Source organism: Flavobacterium sp. AC105 (assembly GCF_979258495.1).
In genome coordinates this window covers 3,653,321-3,670,005 of sequence record NZ_OZ409860.1, presented here as the reverse complement: position 1 = coordinate 3,670,005, position 16,685 = coordinate 3,653,321, and the positions used below count along the sequence as shown (strand labels likewise).

At 32.5% G+C, this 16,685-nt stretch carries 19 protein-coding genes; 9 read left to right on the top strand and 10 right to left on the bottom strand.

Annotation, left to right across the window (positions count from 1 at the left end):
• Window positions 1-792: a serine O-acetyltransferase EpsC gene (gene epsC / locus ACZ0AH_RS15065; RefSeq protein ID WP_463476615.1), complete on the bottom strand. Its 792-nt coding sequence runs from the start codon at window positions 790-792 to the stop codon at window positions 1-3.
• Window positions 793-981: 189 nt separating this feature from the next.
• On the opposite strand from epsC, the gene ACZ0AH_RS15060 reads away from it, so the two are divergent.
• A complete protein-coding gene (locus tag ACZ0AH_RS15060; protein WP_463476614.1) occupies window positions 982-1,683 on the top strand; it encodes a DUF1003 domain-containing protein in 702 nt (233 codons plus the stop codon).
• A 24-nt stretch (window positions 1,684-1,707) separates the two neighbouring features.
• Here the strand turns inward: ACZ0AH_RS15060 and ACZ0AH_RS15055 are convergent, their stop codons facing one another.
• Window positions 1,708-1,992, bottom strand: a complete 285-nt coding sequence (locus ACZ0AH_RS15055; protein WP_463476613.1) for a DUF2752 domain-containing protein — start codon at window positions 1,990-1,992, stop codon at window positions 1,708-1,710.
• A gap of 106 nt (window positions 1,993-2,098) precedes the next feature.
• On the opposite strand from ACZ0AH_RS15055, the gene ACZ0AH_RS15050 reads away from it, so the two are divergent.
• Window positions 2,099-2,284: a hypothetical protein gene (locus tag ACZ0AH_RS15050; RefSeq protein WP_463476612.1), complete on the top strand. Its 186-nt coding sequence runs from the start codon at window positions 2,099-2,101 to the stop codon at window positions 2,282-2,284.
• Window positions 2,274-2,825: a Smr/MutS family protein gene (locus ACZ0AH_RS15045; RefSeq protein WP_463476611.1), complete on the top strand. Its 552-nt coding sequence runs from the start codon at window positions 2,274-2,276 to the stop codon at window positions 2,823-2,825. The genes ACZ0AH_RS15050 and ACZ0AH_RS15045 overlap by 11 nt, the downstream gene beginning before the upstream one ends.
• A 146-nt stretch (window positions 2,826-2,971) precedes the next feature.
• Here the strand turns inward: ACZ0AH_RS15045 and ACZ0AH_RS15040 are convergent, their stop codons facing one another.
• Window positions 2,972-3,943, bottom strand: a complete 972-nt coding sequence (locus tag ACZ0AH_RS15040) for a hypothetical protein (protein WP_463476610.1) — start codon at window positions 3,941-3,943, stop codon at window positions 2,972-2,974.
• Between the two features lie 86 nt (window positions 3,944-4,029).
• On the opposite strand from ACZ0AH_RS15040, the gene ACZ0AH_RS15035 reads away from it, so the two are divergent.
• Window positions 4,030-5,154, top strand: coding sequence for a cysteine desulfurase family protein (locus ACZ0AH_RS15035; protein ID WP_463476609.1), 1,125 nt, complete (start codon window positions 4,030-4,032; stop codon window positions 5,152-5,154).
• Between the two features lie 200 nt (window positions 5,155-5,354).
• On the opposite strand, the gene ACZ0AH_RS15030 is transcribed toward ACZ0AH_RS15035, so the two are convergent.
• Genes ACZ0AH_RS15030 through glf form a run of 3 tightly spaced genes read right to left on the bottom strand, consistent with a single transcriptional unit; the run spans window position 5,355 to window position 7,787 of the window.
• Window positions 5,355-5,915, bottom strand: a complete 561-nt coding sequence (locus ACZ0AH_RS15030) for an L-threonylcarbamoyladenylate synthase (RefSeq protein ID WP_463476608.1) — start codon at window positions 5,913-5,915, stop codon at window positions 5,355-5,357.
• Window positions 5,916-5,917: 2 nt separating this feature from the next.
• Window positions 5,918-6,682 (bottom strand): DUF4422 domain-containing protein, encoded by a 765-nt coding sequence (locus tag ACZ0AH_RS15025; protein WP_463476607.1) that lies wholly within the window; start codon window positions 6,680-6,682, stop codon window positions 5,918-5,920.
• A complete protein-coding gene (gene glf / locus ACZ0AH_RS15020) occupies window positions 6,675-7,787 on the bottom strand; it encodes a UDP-galactopyranose mutase (protein ID WP_463476606.1) in 1,113 nt (370 codons plus the stop codon). The genes ACZ0AH_RS15025 and glf overlap by 8 nt, the downstream gene beginning before the upstream one ends.
• A gap of 566 nt (window positions 7,788-8,353) precedes the next feature.
• Here glf and ACZ0AH_RS15015 point away from each other — a divergent pair.
• Window positions 8,354-9,238: a hypothetical protein gene (locus ACZ0AH_RS15015; RefSeq protein WP_463476605.1), complete on the top strand. Its 885-nt coding sequence runs from the start codon at window positions 8,354-8,356 to the stop codon at window positions 9,236-9,238.
• On the opposite strand, the gene ACZ0AH_RS15010 is transcribed toward ACZ0AH_RS15015, so the two are convergent.
• A complete protein-coding gene (locus ACZ0AH_RS15010; protein ID WP_463476604.1) occupies window positions 9,235-10,311 on the bottom strand; it encodes a glycosyltransferase family 4 protein in 1,077 nt (358 codons plus the stop codon). The two genes, ACZ0AH_RS15015 and ACZ0AH_RS15010, sit on opposite strands and share 4 nt — an antisense overlap.
• A gap of 79 nt (window positions 10,312-10,390) precedes the next feature.
• Here ACZ0AH_RS15010 and ACZ0AH_RS15005 point away from each other — a divergent pair, with 79 nt between their 5' ends.
• Window positions 10,391-11,161: a Kdo domain containing protein gene (locus ACZ0AH_RS15005; RefSeq protein ID WP_463476603.1), complete on the top strand. Its 771-nt coding sequence runs from the start codon at window positions 10,391-10,393 to the stop codon at window positions 11,159-11,161.
• On the opposite strand, the gene ACZ0AH_RS15000 is transcribed toward ACZ0AH_RS15005, so the two are convergent.
• The 3 genes from ACZ0AH_RS15000 to ACZ0AH_RS14990 all read right to left on the bottom strand — a co-directional run bounded on the left by ACZ0AH_RS15000 (window position 11,158) and on the right by ACZ0AH_RS14990 (window position 13,924).
• Window positions 11,158-11,928, bottom strand: a complete 771-nt coding sequence (locus ACZ0AH_RS15000) for a glycosyltransferase family 2 protein (RefSeq protein WP_463476602.1) — start codon at window positions 11,926-11,928, stop codon at window positions 11,158-11,160. The genes ACZ0AH_RS15005 and ACZ0AH_RS15000 overlap by 4 nt on opposite strands.
• On the bottom strand, window positions 11,925-13,001 hold the full coding sequence (locus ACZ0AH_RS14995; protein WP_463476601.1) for a glycosyltransferase family 9 protein: 1,077 nt from the start codon (window positions 12,999-13,001) through the stop codon (window positions 11,925-11,927). Before ACZ0AH_RS14995 ends, ACZ0AH_RS15000 begins: the two co-directional genes overlap by 4 nt.
• 107 nt (window positions 13,002-13,108) lie before the next feature.
• Complete coding sequence (locus tag ACZ0AH_RS14990; protein WP_026982140.1) at window positions 13,109-13,924, bottom strand: 2,3,4,5-tetrahydropyridine-2,6-dicarboxylate N-succinyltransferase; 816 nt, start codon at window positions 13,922-13,924, stop codon at window positions 13,109-13,111.
• A 358-nt stretch (window positions 13,925-14,282) separates the two neighbouring features.
• On the opposite strand from ACZ0AH_RS14990, the gene ACZ0AH_RS14985 reads away from it, so the two are divergent.
• The 3 genes from ACZ0AH_RS14985 to ACZ0AH_RS14975 all read left to right on the top strand — a co-directional run bounded on the left by ACZ0AH_RS14985 (window position 14,283) and on the right by ACZ0AH_RS14975 (window position 16,683).
• Window positions 14,283-14,516 carry a hypothetical protein gene (locus ACZ0AH_RS14985; protein WP_463476600.1) on the top strand — a complete coding sequence of 78 codons (234 nt, stop codon included), beginning with the start codon at window positions 14,283-14,285 and terminating at the stop codon, window positions 14,514-14,516.
• 131 nt (window positions 14,517-14,647) lie between these two features.
• Entirely contained in the window at window positions 14,648-15,064 is a 417-nt protein-coding gene (gene ruvX / locus ACZ0AH_RS14980; RefSeq protein WP_089352364.1) for a Holliday junction resolvase RuvX, read from the top strand.
• A gap of 122 nt (window positions 15,065-15,186) precedes the next feature.
• Window positions 15,187-16,683: a malate:quinone oxidoreductase gene (locus tag ACZ0AH_RS14975; protein ID WP_463476599.1), complete on the top strand. Its 1,497-nt coding sequence runs from the start codon at window positions 15,187-15,189 to the stop codon at window positions 16,681-16,683.
• The last annotated feature ends 2 nt before the right edge of the window (window positions 16,684-16,685 follow it).

Here is a 16,685-nt window from a genome sequence, read left to right as displayed (position 1 = left end):
TTATTTTTTTTCTTTTATTTTAACTTCAGTTGTAGTGGTATTCAATACGATAGAATCTGCGGGAATCGACTTGGTTACCCAGGCATTTCCTCCAATAATACTATTTTTGCCAATAGTAGTTTCGCCTCCCAAAATAGTAGCATTCGCATAAATGCAAACATTTTTTTCTACCGTAGGATGACGTTTTGCGTTTTTCATTTCCTTGCTCACGCTCAATGCTCCAAGCGTAACGCCCTGATAAATTTTTACATGTTTTTCGATTACCGTAGTTTCACCAATTACGATTCCCGTTGCGTGATCAATAAAAAAAGGTGATGCAATATGGGCGCCGGCGTGAATATCTGTTCCGGTAATTCGATGCGCATATTCACTCATTAATCTGGAGAATAATAATAAATCCAGAAGATATAATTCGTGGCTTAATCTATAAATGGCAATGGCAAAAAAACCGGGATAACCCAAATAAACTTCGTCAATACTGTTTGATGCAGGATCATTTTCCAGAATATATTCGGCATCCTGATTTAGCTTTTCCAAAACTCCCGGAAGTTTTTCCAGATATCTGTCCCAAATTGATTCGCATAAATTTTCAGGTTTTTTGCAGGCTAAAACAGCGATTTCCTTAAACCTGATTTCAAGTTCGTCGATACTTTGGTCTAAAGGCGCATTTGAATCAAATAAGGTATAAAAAAGCTTCTCGGTAAAATCTTCGGTTTTGGTCTTGATTCCGTAATTTATATTCGAATGGCTTTTTAAAGCTTTGATATTTTGTATGATAGTATCTTTAGTCACAATTGTAAAATTGATTGAATTTTTAAAACGTTAAAAGTAAGGCGTTTTTTGTAAATAAGGGCACGAAATGTCTAAAGAAATTTTGTTTTGAGAATTCTATTTGTGATAAAAAAAGGAAACATATTTGCTTGTATTTTATATGATTCTTAAGAAGTTAAATGCGTAAATTAGCCCGTAAAATTTATAAAAATGAAAAATGATCAAACTTTTAAAAGCGCTATTTCTAATCTGTCTTTTCCTGCAAAAGAGAAAGTTTCAGGAAAATCCATTCATGATCCAATTTTAGGATTGATAGTTAAGGATCATCCTTCTTTTTGTGATAGTGACTTTATTGCCGTTAAAGAGTTAAATGATTACCGTCAAAAATATGTTTCGAACTATTTATCTGCAGAAATTGGGACACTTTCTGATCTTGAAAAAAGTGTAATAGAATCTTTAAAAGAAGATAAATCGATAGTTAACATTGTCGAAGACGAAGAAGAAATCAGAAGTTTTGGTCAAAAAATTGCTGATAATGTTGCTGATTTCGGCGGAAGCTGGACTTTTATTATTTCATTTTTACTGTTTATTGTTATCTGGATTAGCGCAAATGTTTATATTTTGGTCAACAAAGGTTTTGATCCGTATCCGTTTATTTTACTTAATTTAATCCTGTCTTGTATTGCTGCATTGCAGGCTCCGGTAATTATGATGAGCCAAAATCGTCAGGAAGAAAAAGATCGAAATCGTGCCAAAAAAGATTATATGATTAACCTGAAATCAGAATTAGAAATCAGAATGATCCACGATAAAATTGATCATTTGATCATGCATCAGCAACAGGAATTAATCGAAATTCAGAAAGTGCAAATCGAAATGATGAATGATATTCTGAACCAGATTAAGAAATAATTGAGGTAATTTCGAGTCTAAAATTTAAAGATAAAAATGTTTGTAGTAATATCCGCCAAGCATAAAAACGAGATTTAGGAGCGCAACATTCCAAACTATTTTTTTATAATTTCTGGATTTATCCAAAAAAAATAAGGCAACAAAAACAAAGAATAAAAGGGTAGAAAATACCGCCGGATACATTTGAAAAGCTGCTGAAAATTCGCCTTTAAAAAGTAAGAATAAAGCACGCTGAAAACCACAGCCCAAACACTCAACTCCGAAGAAGGTTTTGAAGAGGCACGGGATCATATATTTCTCTAAATTCAAAGCAGTTATTTTTTACAATTTTACAAAAAAAATACCGAATAACATTTCAAGAGTAGGGAACTGCTATTTTAAAGTTTCATACTTTTGAAATCTTATACTTTAAAACATGAAAGCATTTAAAATTATAATCATGATTCTTGCCATTTCGATTGCGTTATATGAGCAGGTTTCAGCAGAAAAAAATATCTATATTATGGTAATTGCAATTGCAGTTTTCATGTATGGAATGATGCAGCTGAGTGCAAAAACACCAAGTAAAAATCAAGATAAAGAGGAACAGGATGTTGAATAAAGGAGACAAGGTTTCTGTCCTGGACGAAGCCATAAACGGAACAGTAGTTTCAGTAAAAAACAATGAAGTTTTGATTGAAACTGAAGAAGGATTCGTGATGACATTTTTTGTCAATGAATTGATTAAAATTCAGGATTCCAGTAATTTAATGAATTCTATTAAAAGAATAGATTTAGATACGGTTACTAAAGAGAAAGAAGAACCAAAAGCAAGAAGTTTTGTAAAAGAAAAGAAAGATAAGCGAGAAATTTCGGCTCCGGAATTTGATTTGCATATCGAAAAACTGGTTCCCAATAAACGCGGAATGTCAAATTATGATATTCTGACTTTGCAGACTGAAACAGCAAAAAGACACATTGAATTTGCGATCAGAAACCGCATTCCTAAAATTGTTTTTATTCACGGAGTTGGTGAAGGAATTTTAAAAGCTGAACTTGATTTTTTATTGGGCCGTTACGACGGAGTAGATTTTCAGGATGCCAATTATCAAAAATATGGCTTGGGAGCAACCGAAGTTTATTTTAGGCAAAACACAAAATAAAACTATTTTTCAGGTCGGAAACTGATCATTATAACGCACAAAAAAACGTCCGTTTTTCTTTCTGATTTTGTACTTCAATCAGCTTAGAAAAACGGACGTTTTTTGTAAGAATTAAAAATAAATTTTTAAAGTCTTTTCGATGCAGTTTATATTGCTTTTTTTATTTTTCCTAAAAGGAAATTGTTTCCTAAACGAAAGGTGCTGTTTCCTTTTTTAAGCGTTACATTTTTCAGGACAATTGTATGGATTACGATATTAGCTGAGACCTCTGTAGAAACTTCAATTGTCGCTGCCGGAGCTTTGTCTGTGTTCACACCATTCCATACATCCTTAATGGCCGGGTTTGTAGGTACGGGTAACTCACAAAAATAATCAGGAGTCAATGTACCAATAAAGGTACGATAAACAACATTATTTGTTGTAGCAGTAATATTGCCTGTTCTTGGTTGTCCTGCCGGAGTTGGCGTATTTACCAATAGACTTGGATCAAGATTTTCAACCGTTAATGAGAACGATGTATTGTAATTGTAAACCTGTTTTGGATCACATTGATGCGCATCTTCTGAAGAAAAAGTAAAATTAGGCGCAGCAACCGTAACATTATAATCTCCAAAAACATATTCTTCCTGAGTCTGTGGCCCGGAAGGTTTTAGAAAGGTGATGTTTTTAAAAACAATATTGTGATTATAACCTGTAATTCTTGTACTTCCGGTTGTAGGATCTGGCGCCGAAGTAATTTGTGACGTAACAATCTGGATTATTCCATCTGTTCCCAGCCATTCTTCTGTTACATTAGGTGTTTTAGGCGGGATAGTTCCGCAGATATTTGTTGTAGCCACTTTGCCGTCATAAGCTCTGTAAACGACGCGAAACTGACTGTCATTATCAATAGGATATTCTAATGTATCTGAAGCTGTTGGATCATTTATAAGGCTGTTTGGAGCCAATTGCAATAATAATGATTCCTGGTCTTTAAGTTTATAAATCAAAGTATTTGTAGTGGCATCGCAAGCCGTAGAATTAACGTCTTCAAATTCTATTTTGTCTACTGTTAAATCGCCATCATCGCAACCGTTTAATAAAAGTGCAAATACTATAAGGCATGCATATTTTTTCATCGTAATTTTATTTGGGTCAAAAATAGTGAAAAATTTGGCAAATGATATTCAAGATTTGACAATTGATATTTCATAACTTTGCAGCAATGAAAAAAGTATATCTCGATAACGCCTCTACAACCGCAATGCGCCCTGAAGTTATTCAGGAAATGACTAAAGTTATGACAGAAGATTTTGGTAATCCGTCTTCTACGCATAGCTTTGGGCGCAATGGAAAAACAATTTTAGAACTTTCAAGAAAAAGCATTGCAAAGCATTTAAATTGTACTGCACAGGAAATTATTTTTACATCCGGTGGAACTGAAGCTGATAACTGGATTCTGCGTTCAGCTGTTGAAGATCTAAAAGTCGAGCGAATCATTACTTCAAAAATCGAACATCATGCGGTTTTATACGCTGTTTTAGCATTACAATCTGATTATAATATTCAGGTTGATTATGTTAATATTAGCCCTGACGGAACTATCGATTTAACTCACTTATCGAATTTATTATCCGAAGAAAAAAAGACAATCGTTAGTTTGATGCACGTAAACAACGAAACCGGAACTATTCTGAACCTCGACAGAGTTGGTGTTATCTGCAAGCAATATAATGTGCTGTTTCATTCAGATACTGTACAATCTGTTGGGAAAACAGAAATCGATCTGCAAAAGACTTCAGTTGATTTTATTGTAGCAAGTGCGCATAAATTTCACGGACCAAAAGGAGTTGGTTTTGCTTTTATCCGAAAAAATTCTGGTTTACAGCCTTTGATTTTTGGTGGAGAACAAGAAAAAGGACTTCGCGCTGGAACAGAAGCTGTACATCAAATTGCCGGAATGGCAAAAGCTTTGTCTCTTTCATACGAGAATTTAGATCTTGAAAGAACATACATTTCAGACTTAAAAATGTATTTGATTGAGCAATTAGAAATTTATTTTCCTGGTTTCAGAATCAACGGAAAAAAAGATGATTTTTACAATATCATTAATATAATCCTGCCGTTTTCATCAGATAAAACTTCCATGCTTTTGTTTAGTTTAGATATGAAAGGAATTGCAGTTTCAAGAGGAAGCGCATGTCAGTCCGGAAGTATAAAACCATCGCATGTGCTGAAAGAAATGTTATCGGAGACTGATTTAAAATTACCAAATCTCCGAATTTCATTTAGTCATTACAACACAAAAGAAGATATCGATTGGTTAATTGAGTCTTTAAAGACGGTTTAAAAGAGATTTGAAAGTTGCTAAGATTCTAAGTTTCTAAGTTTTTTTCTTGAAGATTCTTCGACTTCGCTCAGAAAGACATTTAAATCTTTTGTCAGATTGAGCGAAGTCGAAGTCAATTTTGAAAGCTGCTAAGATTCTGAGTTTCTAAGTTCTTTTTAGATAAGTTGAGGCATTAATAATTTACAATTAATAATTTATAATTATTTACGTATTACTTTCACCTGAGAATCATTCGTTAATTTGATAATTGTCGAAGGTTTTCCGGCAACTTTATCCTGATTTAATTTCACTACATAATCAACTCCTTTAATGATTTCAGGATTAATATCCTTGAAAGCAATTGGAGTTGGCTGTCCCGAAATATTAGCCGAAGTCGAAACCAAAGGCTTTTTCATTCTTTCTAATAATTTGAAACAAAAAGGTTCTTTTACGATACGAACTCCAAGCGAATTATCGGCTGCAATAATGTTTTTAGCCACATTTCTGGGCTCGTCTAAAATCAAAGTTGTTGGTTTTTCAGATAAATCCAAAATCTGCCAGGCTACTTCAGGAATGTTTTTGAATACATTGTACATCATTTTTTCGCCGTTCATCAATACAATCATACTTTGTGTTTCGGCACGCTGTTTCAATTTATATATTTTGGCAACAGCTTCGGGATTTGTAGCATCGCAGCCAATTCCCCACACAGTATCAGTAGGATAGAGAATGATTCCGCCTTCTTTGATGACTTCGTAAGCGTTGATTATTTCTTCGTTCATTGTTATAAATCTATTATTTTATAGGATGGAACTCCTTTAATTTTAAATTTGTTGTGATACATATAAAGGTTAATCAGTCTTTCTGATATAAAACCAAAAATTCTGGCCTGATACGCATCTTCAGGAATTGTAATTCGGGATTCAAGTTCAAAAAGAATCGAAAACAGCCACGTATAATAAGCATCAAATTTTTCTTTTGAAGAAATCATCATATTCCCAATATGAAACGTTGTTCCTTCATCTAAAAACGAAACAATACTATCTTTATATTCCGGATATTTTTCCAGAATTGTTTTTTTAGTCAAATCCCAATCTTCCGGACGGTGATCGTCGCAGTAATTTTTGGTCAAAGTGGTGTCTTTAAATGTGTATGGTTTGCACATAATGACATCATATTCTGAAAGAACAGAAGCGATTTTTTTTTCTAATTCTTCAGAAGGGGCATTGTATAATTTGGTGTTTTTAAAATCCTCAGTTTTGATTTTTTTCTGCGAAGACGGTTTTAAATTGTACCAGTCGTTGTAAAAATTCAAATACCTTCTATAATGGCAAATACCAACATAATCTGCATCTTTTTCATTTTTCCAAATCCAGTATGCTGCCGTTAGTTCGCAATAATTGCCATTTTTTGCTGCTATATTATCAAGCGTATTATCTCTTAAAATAGCTGCTGTAATAGGCTCATTTGTTCCAACCTGAATAGGGACAAGTACTTCATTTGCTAATAAAGGATCTTCTTTATGGGTAACCACAAAAATTTTAATCATTTTTAAATTCTTTTTTAGTTCTTGTTAAAGCCATAGCAATTACCTGATGCATGTCATAATATTTGTATTCTGATAATCTTCCTCCAAATATTACATTTTCTTCCTGTAAAGATAGTTTCTTATATTCTTCAAACAATGCCTGGTTTTTATCGTCATTGATAGGATAAAAAGCTTCGTTTGACGGATTCCATTCCTGCGGATATTCCTTTGTAATAACCGTTTTGTTTTGTTTTCCAAACTCAAAATGCTTGTGTTCGATTATTCTTGTAAAATCATAACCGGCATCATTATAATTAACGACAGCATTTCCCTGAAAATTGTCTGTATCCAGAACTTCATTCTCAAAATGAAGCGATCTGTATTCTAAAACACCTAATTTATAATCGAAATATTCATCAATTTTACCAGAATAAACGATCTTGTCAGCAAGTTCATTAAATTTTTCCCTTTCCGAAAAATAATCCGTGTTTATTACCACTTCGATTCCTTCTAGCAGCCCTTCAATCAGTTTGTTATATCCACCAATCGGGATTCCCTGATACGTATCATTAAAATAATTATTATCGAATGTAAACCTAACCGGAAGTCTTTTTATGATAAAAGCCGGTAATTCAGTGGCTTTTCTTCCCCATTGTTTTTCGGTATATTCTTTAATAAAGTTATCGTATATATCTTTTCCAACAAGACTTAAAGCTTGTTCTTCTAAGTTTTGCGGGTTTTCTACGCCGTAAATGGCAACTTGTTCTTCAATTTTGGCTTTAGCTTCTGCAGGCGTAATTGTGCCCCAAAGCTGATAAAAAGTATTCATATTAAAAGGCAAATTGTATAATTTTCCTTTTGCCAATGCCATCGGAGAATTGGTAAAATGATTAAATTCAACAAATTGATTTACATAGTCCCACAACCCTTTATCGTTCGTATGAAAGATGTGTGCACCATATTTATGAACATTAATTCCTTCGATATTTTCGCAATATACATTTCCTCCGGTATGATCTCTTTTATCAATTACCAGACATTTTTTTCCTGCTTTTTTAGCCTCATGAGCGAACACACTTCCAAAGAGTCCTGACCCAATTATTAAATAATCATATTGCTTTTTCATGGCGTAAAAATAGATATTAATTAGTAAATTGCAATAAATTATACAAAAGCATCAATGACAGAAAAAATACAAGTTGAAGTATCTGGTATCGTTTTTGATTAGAATTCCTAAAAAACTTCTATTTAACAAAAATAAGATTTTGATATTTTTTTGCTATTGATAAACAGAAAAACCTGAAACAAAATGGTTTTTATTGTTGACCTTTTTTGACAGAATTTTGGCTTTGATATCGATAAAAAAGCAGTAACTTTTTGAAATCTTTTTTAGGATCAAAATTGACTATCATCCAAAAGAATAGAATTAAAAAAAGTATAATTTACATATTAACGCTACTTCAAAATTGCACTTTTGATTGTTTTAGATTATATTTCTTAACGGAATTTGTAAATTAACAATCAAAAAGCCAATCTTACAGCAAACAATCCTCAACATCTTATGGGTAAAAGAATAAAAAAACAATTATTGGAAGAATTTTGCGTCTAAAATGTACTAAAATAAAAATTAAGTTTTTTTTAACATAAATAGAGATAAAATACTAAATTGCGGCGAATTTTATAATGAATTTGATGACAGGAAAGATACAGGTAGGATATTTAGTTTCATATGATTACGAATTGTTAAAAAATGCGATTCCCACCGTTTATAAGGAGGCAGATACCATATTTTTAGCAATTGACAGTAATAGAAAGACATGGAAAGGCCAGACTATAGAAATTAAAGAGGACTTTTTTAAATGGATTGAAGAATTTGATGTTCAAAAAAAAATCGTCTTATTTGAGGAAGAATTCTATATTCCGGAGCTAACTGCAATGGAATGCGAAATTAGAGAGCGTAAAATGCTTGCTCATAAAATGGGAATTGGAAACTGGTTGATTCAACTCGATTCTGATGAATATTTTTATGACTTTGGCAAGTTCGTTTCTTTTCTAAAATCAAAAAATGATCTTTTGGTAAATCCTCAGGATAAACTGGTTCAGATCTGTGGTTTTAAAATTAATTTGTATAAATATGTAGATCAGGGCGTTTTGTATGTCGATAAACTGGACAAGTTTATGATTGCAACAAACTATCCAAATTATAAAGTAGGAAGACACGCTAAATGCCGTTCTATTTACACAGATTCTGTTGCTTTACACGATTGTTTGTCCCGATCAAGAGAAGATTTGGTTCAAAAATTGGATAATTGGGGTCATAATGACGAGATCAATAAAACTGAATTTATGAGCAAATGGGATTCCGTTTCGGCTTCTAATTATAAAGACATTCGTGGTTTTTTCTATTTAGAGCCAATGCATTGGAAAACAGTAGAATTCATGGAAGGAAAATCTCTTCAGGAATTATTAAGCAATTTTAAATTAACGAATAAAATTAATGTTGGAAAATTCTTTTTGTTAAGAAAGAATTTTGGACAATGGTTTAAATTTCTTATGAAAAAAAAGATTAAGCCTTAAAACAGAATTTGTTTATAGACATCTAAATAATGAGCAGCTGCAATTTTCCAATCGAAACTTGCAGCTCTTTTTTTCAAAAGAGTTTCTAACTCGTTTTTATTGGCATCAAAATGATTTAATCCGTCATAAAGAACATTTTTCATATACTCCGGATCAAAATTAGTCCAGTAATTAGAAACGTCGCCTCCAATTTCAGGCAATGAAGTTTTATCGGATAAAAATACAGGTTTGCCAAAACTCATCGCTTCAATTGGCGGAAGCCCAAAGCCTTCACGAATTGACGGGAAAAGAAAGGCGGTACAGTTTTTCATGTAAAACTGTTTTCCTTCATCAGATATTTTTCCGGTTAAAAAAACCTGATTGCCCAAACCGTTATCATCAATTAATTTTCTGATTTCTTCACCGTATTTTTTATTGTTATTTCCGGAAATAATTAAGTTGAAATCTTTTATTAGTTTCATCATAAGAATAATTGAACCGTAATTTTTTCTTTCAATAAAATCTCCAATCGTATAAAAAAAAGGTTTGTCTGTCGGAATAATACTTTTAAAATTTGAAGTATCTAAAAGTGTCGAAATCGGGTTTCCGTTATAAATAACATATTCCGGAACATTTGGTACATCAAAATGTTCGTGCGTATGTTTTTTTGCAAATTCTGAGATGTAAGTAATTGCAGTAGCTCTTTCTAGTTTTGCCTTAAAAAGCTTGTTTAGTCTATGGTCTTTGTCTGCAGAAACTTCTTCAACAAAGTGAATATCATGAACTGTAAGCAAATATTTATTGGTACGAAAAGGTTCAACCTTAATATTTTGGTTTACAGAATGCCATAAATCGTATTTTTTTCGAATTCTAAACAACGGATGTCTCGAAAGGCTGCTGTATTTATGGTACTTGAATTTATCTTTAAATTCGTCTTTAAGAAGCTCTGGTTTTGAGCTATTTAAAGTTAATTCTAAACCATTAAAATCTAATGCAGACAATCCTTTAATTAATTCATAATTAAAAGTTCCCAGACCACTTGCCCTGTTGTTTATATTATGAGTTTCTAAAAAAACACTTTTTTGATGCGACATTCTTTTTTTTACGAAAATACAATATTAATTTGAAGTCTTAAATTGTATGTGTATTTTTGTTGGTTATAAAAATCAACTGATGAATTTTAAAGTAAATCCCATTTTCGAAAATAGTACGGTGTCAATTCTTGACAAAATTAAAACGTTTAATTCTTCTGGAGAATTATTTGGAAATGGAGATCGTAATAAGATTAAACTGTTTGATCTTAACGGAAAGACAATCAATATTAAATCATTTAAAATTCCGAATATCGTAAACAAAATTGCTTACAAATATTTTAGAAAATCTAAAGCCAGACGTTCGTTTGAATATGCTACTCTTTTATTAGAAAAAGGAATTGGAACGCCGGAACCAATTGCATTTCTGGAGAATTTTAATTTAGTGGGATTAAAAGACAGCTATTATGCCAGCGAACATTTAGTAACAGCATTAACATATCGCGAGTTAGTTGAAATTCCTGATTATCCGGATCACGACAATATTCTAAGACAATTTACAAAATTTACTTTTGATTTGCACGAAAAAGGAGTGGAGTTTCTGGATCATTCTCCGGGAAATACTTTAATTAAAAACGTTGCTGACCATAAATATGAATTCTTTTTGGTCGATTTAAACCGAATGAATTTTCATGATGCAATGAGTTTTGAGCAGCGCATGAACAACTTTAGTCGCTTAACGCCTCAAAAAGGAATGATTGATGTAATGAGCAACGAATATTCAAAGTTTTACACCTCGAAAACAGAAGCTGAAATTGCTGCAAAAATGTGGCAGGCAACTTCTGATTTTCAGGAAGCATTTGCAAAAAAGAAAAGGCTTAAAAAGAAACTTAAGTTCTGGAAAAAAGCTTAGTTTTTGGCTTTGATTTTTTTAAGTTCCTGAAAACGTACGGCAACGCTCAAAGCATTTAAATAACAAATTATAATTCCTTTTTTTCCGTCAAGAAAACCAAAACGAACAATATATTGATTTAAAAATTGGTAAACAGGACGAATGTAAAAATGAAAAAAATTGGGAGTTGTTTTCTTCAGGATTTCTTCCTGAGCTTTTAATTGCCCGTAAAAAATCATTTTTTGCTTATAATCTTCATAATTCGAATACGAATAATGAAAAAGCCTGTTGTTTAGTTTTCCGATTTTTCCGTTTACGATTAATTTTTCATGAACGATTTTCTTGATATTATAACTGGCAGTTTCTTTTCTGAAAAGGCGAATAATTTTATCAGTCTGCCATCCGCTAAAGCGTAATTTTTTATTCTCGAACATAAAATTACGACGCATAAAATACGCCGAAGCACTATTTTTTTGATTGATGACAGAGCTAATTTCCTGTTGCAATTCCGGTGTTATTCTTTCATCTGCATCCAGAAAAAGAATCCATGAATTTGATGCTAAACTTAAAGCATAATTACGTTGAGCTGCAAAATTGTCAAAAATGCGCTGAACAACTTTTACATTTTTGAAAGAAGAAGCAATTTCAAAAGTTTTGTCTGAACTGAAAGAATCAACCACGATAATTTCATCGGCAAAAGCCAAATCATCGAGAACAATTTTTATATTTTGCTCTTCATTATAGGTGATTACCAACGCCGTTAAAAGCTGTTTTTCTGCTAAAATCATTTGGCCGAAGTACTAAGATTTTGATCTAGAAACGACTCGATTTTATCCTTGAAAAATTCAGGTTTAAATTCCTGATATAAAGATAAAGATTCTTTTTTGAGCATTTTTTCGGTTTTACCTTCAAACAAATCCGAACGATAATCTTTTAAATGAACCGAAAGATGATGAATTCCGTCTTCAAAAGTGGCCCAGATTTTCTTTTCTATCCAGGGAGAAAAAATAATAAACGAAGGTTTTTCAAGTGCTTTCGCCATATTAATTGCGCCGCCGTCATTGCCAATAATCAAATCGCATTGATTGACTAAACCAATAAAAGAACGTAAATCCCCGCCTAATAAATCAAAATATATTTTTTCCTGAGTTGAAGGTTTGCAGTGATTGAGAACAGTTTTTGCCTCTTCATTTTGTTTCGGAAAATAATTGAAAAGAATATTTACGTCAGCATTGTCAGCAACATAATCCACAATTTTAGACATGAATTCTAAAGGATATGTTTTTAGTTTTTCACTTCCCAAAAGACTGATCATAACCGTTTTTCGATCTTTTCGAACATTATGTTTTTCAAAAAGTGCAATGGCTTCCTGATTTTCTTTTTCAGAAACAAATAATTTCGGAATTGGATCTGTTTTTATTTTTAGATCTAAAGGTTCTAATAACGAAAGTCGTCTTTCGATGGCTAAACCTAAATTAGTTTTCGGGAAAGGTTCAAACGGAACATTATCAGTATATAAAAAGGTTCTTCCGGGTTTTTTATACGAGATTTTTCGTTTGGCATTGCTTAATAAAACCAAAATCCAGCTTTCTAATTTTGAATACGCATCGATTAATATATCGTACTTTTCTTTTCGGATTTGCAAACCAAGATTTAATAATTCTTTCTTGCTTTTTCGATGTTTTTCTTCGAATAAAATAACATTATCAATACTTGAATTCCCTTCTAAAACGGGAGTTGTCGAGGCGTAAACCAAATAATCTATTTGAGCATCCGGATAAGCAGCACGCAAATTATTGCATATTATACTGCTGACCAAAACGTCGCCAATCATTTTTTGCTGAATTACAAGTATCTTCATAGAGAAAGCGGAATCTTTTTATAAGATACAAATTGAAGCAAAAAAAATCCAAATTCCAATTGATAAGATTGGAATTTGGATTTTTTAATTTCGTTTATTTAAATATATTAAACAGCAACATCGTATTCACGAAGTGCATTATTTAATGACGTTTTTAAATCTGTAGATGGTTTACGAGTACCAATAATCAAGGCACATGGAACCTGAAATTCTCCGGCTGCGAATTTTTTGGTATAACTTCCAGGAATCACAACAGAACGGGCAGGAACAAAACCTTTCATTTCAACAGGCTCATCGCCAGTTACATCAATGATTTTTGTTGAAGCAGTCAAACAAACGTTAGCGCCAAGAACAGCTTCTTTACCAACATGAACTCCTTCTACAACAATACAACGGGAACCAATAAAAGCACCATCTTCGATAATTACCGGAGCAGCTTGCAAAGGCTCTAAAACACCACCAATACCAACACCACCGCTTAAGTGAACGTTTTTACCAATTTGCGCACAGCTACCAACAGTTGCCCAAGTGTCAACCATCGTTCCTTCGTCTACATATGCACCAATGTTTACATAACTTGGCATCAAAATAACTCCGCTCGAAATGTAAGCTCCGTAACGTGCTACAGCATTTGGCACTACACGAATTCCTTTTTCAGCATAACCTCTTTTTAGCAACATTTTATCGTGATATTCGAAAATACCAGATTCCCATGTTTCCATTTTTTGAATTGGAAAATACATTACAACCGCTTTCTTAACCCATTCGTTTACCTGCCATTTGTCACCAACTGGTTCAGCGCAACGTAATTTTCCTGCATCAACCAATTCGATAACTTCTCTAATAGCATCAGTTGTAGTAGTTTCTTGTAATAAAGCTCTGTTTTCCCAAGCTTGTTCAATTATAGTCTGTAAAGAATTCATAAGTTTTAATTTTTGGCAAAGATAGCGTATTTGAGCAAAAGCAAAAAAGTAAAACCTTTGTAAAATGTTACAGATTTAACTTTTTGTTTTTAATTTGATAAATAAAAATGCTTCTTTATATTGATAAAATGAAGATTAAATTTACTCTAAAAGTTTTTTTAATATCATAATACGACAAAAATCAAATTTGTAATTTACTCCTAATTGATTTCGATTCACATTTCACAATGATAGTTTGAAATTAAAAAAACCTTAATTCTCAAAGCGGATTTTTTTATATCAATATAGGACTTTATTAAATTTTATATCAGAAATTACTTATGTAAAAGTTTATATTTGTGTTATAAAATGTTATATTATGGAAGTGATGAGATTAGAATTTGTGCCTGAGATTAAAGATGAATTATTAAAGATTTTAAGTTCATTTTCTTCTGATGAATTGAAAATTATTTATGAAGATTCTGATTTTGAGAAGGATAAAAGAAAAGTGCAAAAAGCATATGAGAAATTAAAAAGTGGCAATACGAAATTATATACGTTAGATGAAGTTGATGAAATTTTAGAAAAAGAAATTTCTAAATACGAAGATTAGTTTTAATGAAGATCCTGTTCATGTTTAATAAGTTCAAAAGCAATGTATATTTTATTATTTTGATTCATAAAATATAGAGATTCTGTTTAGGTTTGTGAATTTTCCTTTTACCTTTGAATAAAAATTCAAAAATGCCAAGAATTCTCTCCATAGACTACGGACAAAAACGCACCGGAATTGCTGTTACTGACGAAATGCAGATTATTGCATCTGGTTTAACGACGATTCCAACAAATACTGTAATTGATTTTTTGAAAGATTATTTCGCAAAAGAAAAAGTCGAGGCAGTTTTAATTGGCGAACCGAAACAAATGAATGGACAGCCTTCTGAAAGTGCTTCAATTGTTAAGGGATTTGTTACTCATTTTTCGAATATTTTTCCGGATATGAAAGTGGTTCGCGTTGATGAACGATTTACTTCAAAAATGGCTTTTCAAACCATGATCGATAGCGGACTAAGTAAAAAACAACGTCAAAACAAAGGTTTGATTGACGAAATTTCGGCTACTATAATGCTTCAGGATTATCTTTCTTCTAAAAGATTTTAGATTTTTTTTTATTTATCACAATTCCTGCTTTTTTTTAGAAAAACATAACTTTTATCATGTAAAAATTAGTTTTTTTTTGCAATTAAAAAAGTACCTTTGCACTTTAAAAACAAATTACTGTTATGCCTGACAATACAATACGTTCCAATAGTGAAGTAGTGCTTATTGGAGCTGGAATTATGAGTGCAACTCTTGGATTAATCTTAAAAGAGCTGCAACCTGATATAAAAATTGAAATTTACGAAAGACTTGATGTTGCTGCAGCCGAAAGCTCTGACGCATGGAATAATGCCGGAACAGGGCACTCCGCTTTTTGTGAGCTAAATTACACTCCGGAAAAGGCTGATGGAAGTATTGATCCTAAAAAAGCAATAAGCATAGCAGAATCGTTTGAGATTTCGCGACAGTTCTGGTCGTATTTAGTAGAACAAAAGAAGATACCATCTCCGGATAATTTTATTAAAAGTGTCCCTCATATGAGTTTTGTATGGGGAGAAAAAAATGTAGAATATCTTAAAAAGAGATTCGAAGCTTTACAGCGTAATCCAATTTTTTCTCAAATGGAATTCAGTACTGATTTTGAGAAACTAAAAGAATGGATGCCGCTTGTTATGGAGGGAAGGGACGCTACCGAAAAATTGGCAGCAACCCACATGGAAATTGGTACCGATGTTAATTTTGGGGCTTTAACCAGAAGCATGTTTAATTATCTTGAAAAACTTGACGGCGTTTCTTTATTCTTTAACCATGAAGTAACCAAATTAAGACAGCGCGAAGATAAATCATGGAGAATTAAAATTACGGATTTGGCAACGGGTCAAAAAAGAAAAGCATATCCTAAATTCGTATTTATTGGTGCTGGTGGCGGTTCATTGCCATTGTTAGAAAAAGCAAATGTTCCTGAAGGAAATGGTTACGGCGGTTTTCCGGTAAGCGGACAATGGTTAAAATGTACAAACCCGGAAGTTATTGCGAAACACCAGGCAAAAGTTTACGGAAAAGCAAGTGTTGGAGCACCTCCAATGTCAGTTCCGCATATTGATACTCGTGTAATCGATGGCGAAAAAGCATTACTTTTTGGACCTTTCGCAGGATTTTCTACACGTTTCCTAAAAAATGGTTCTTACTTAGATTTACCATTATCTATAAAAGCAAATAATTTGATTCCGATGTTATCAGCGGGATTCCATAATATTCCATTAACAAAATATTTGATCGAGCAAGTTCGTCAATCTCCAAAAGACAGAATGAATGCACTTCGTGAATATTTGCCAACAGCACGTTCTAAAGACTGGAAACTGGAAAGAGCCGGACAACGTGTTCAGGTAATTAAAAAAGATGAAAAAGAAGGCGGGGTTTTAGAGTTTGGTACAGAAGTTATCAATACACACGACGGAACTTTAGCAGTTTTATTAGGAGCTTCTCCGGGAGCATCTACTGCAGTTGCGATTATGATTGATTTGATTAGCAGATGTTTTACCAATCAGATTAAAACACCGGAATGGGAAGCAAAAATGAAAAATATGATTCCTTCTTACGGTCAGACTTTAAATGATAAACCAGAGCTTTTGGCAGAACTTAGAAAACATACTTCTGAAGTTTTAAAATTAAATAACTAAGC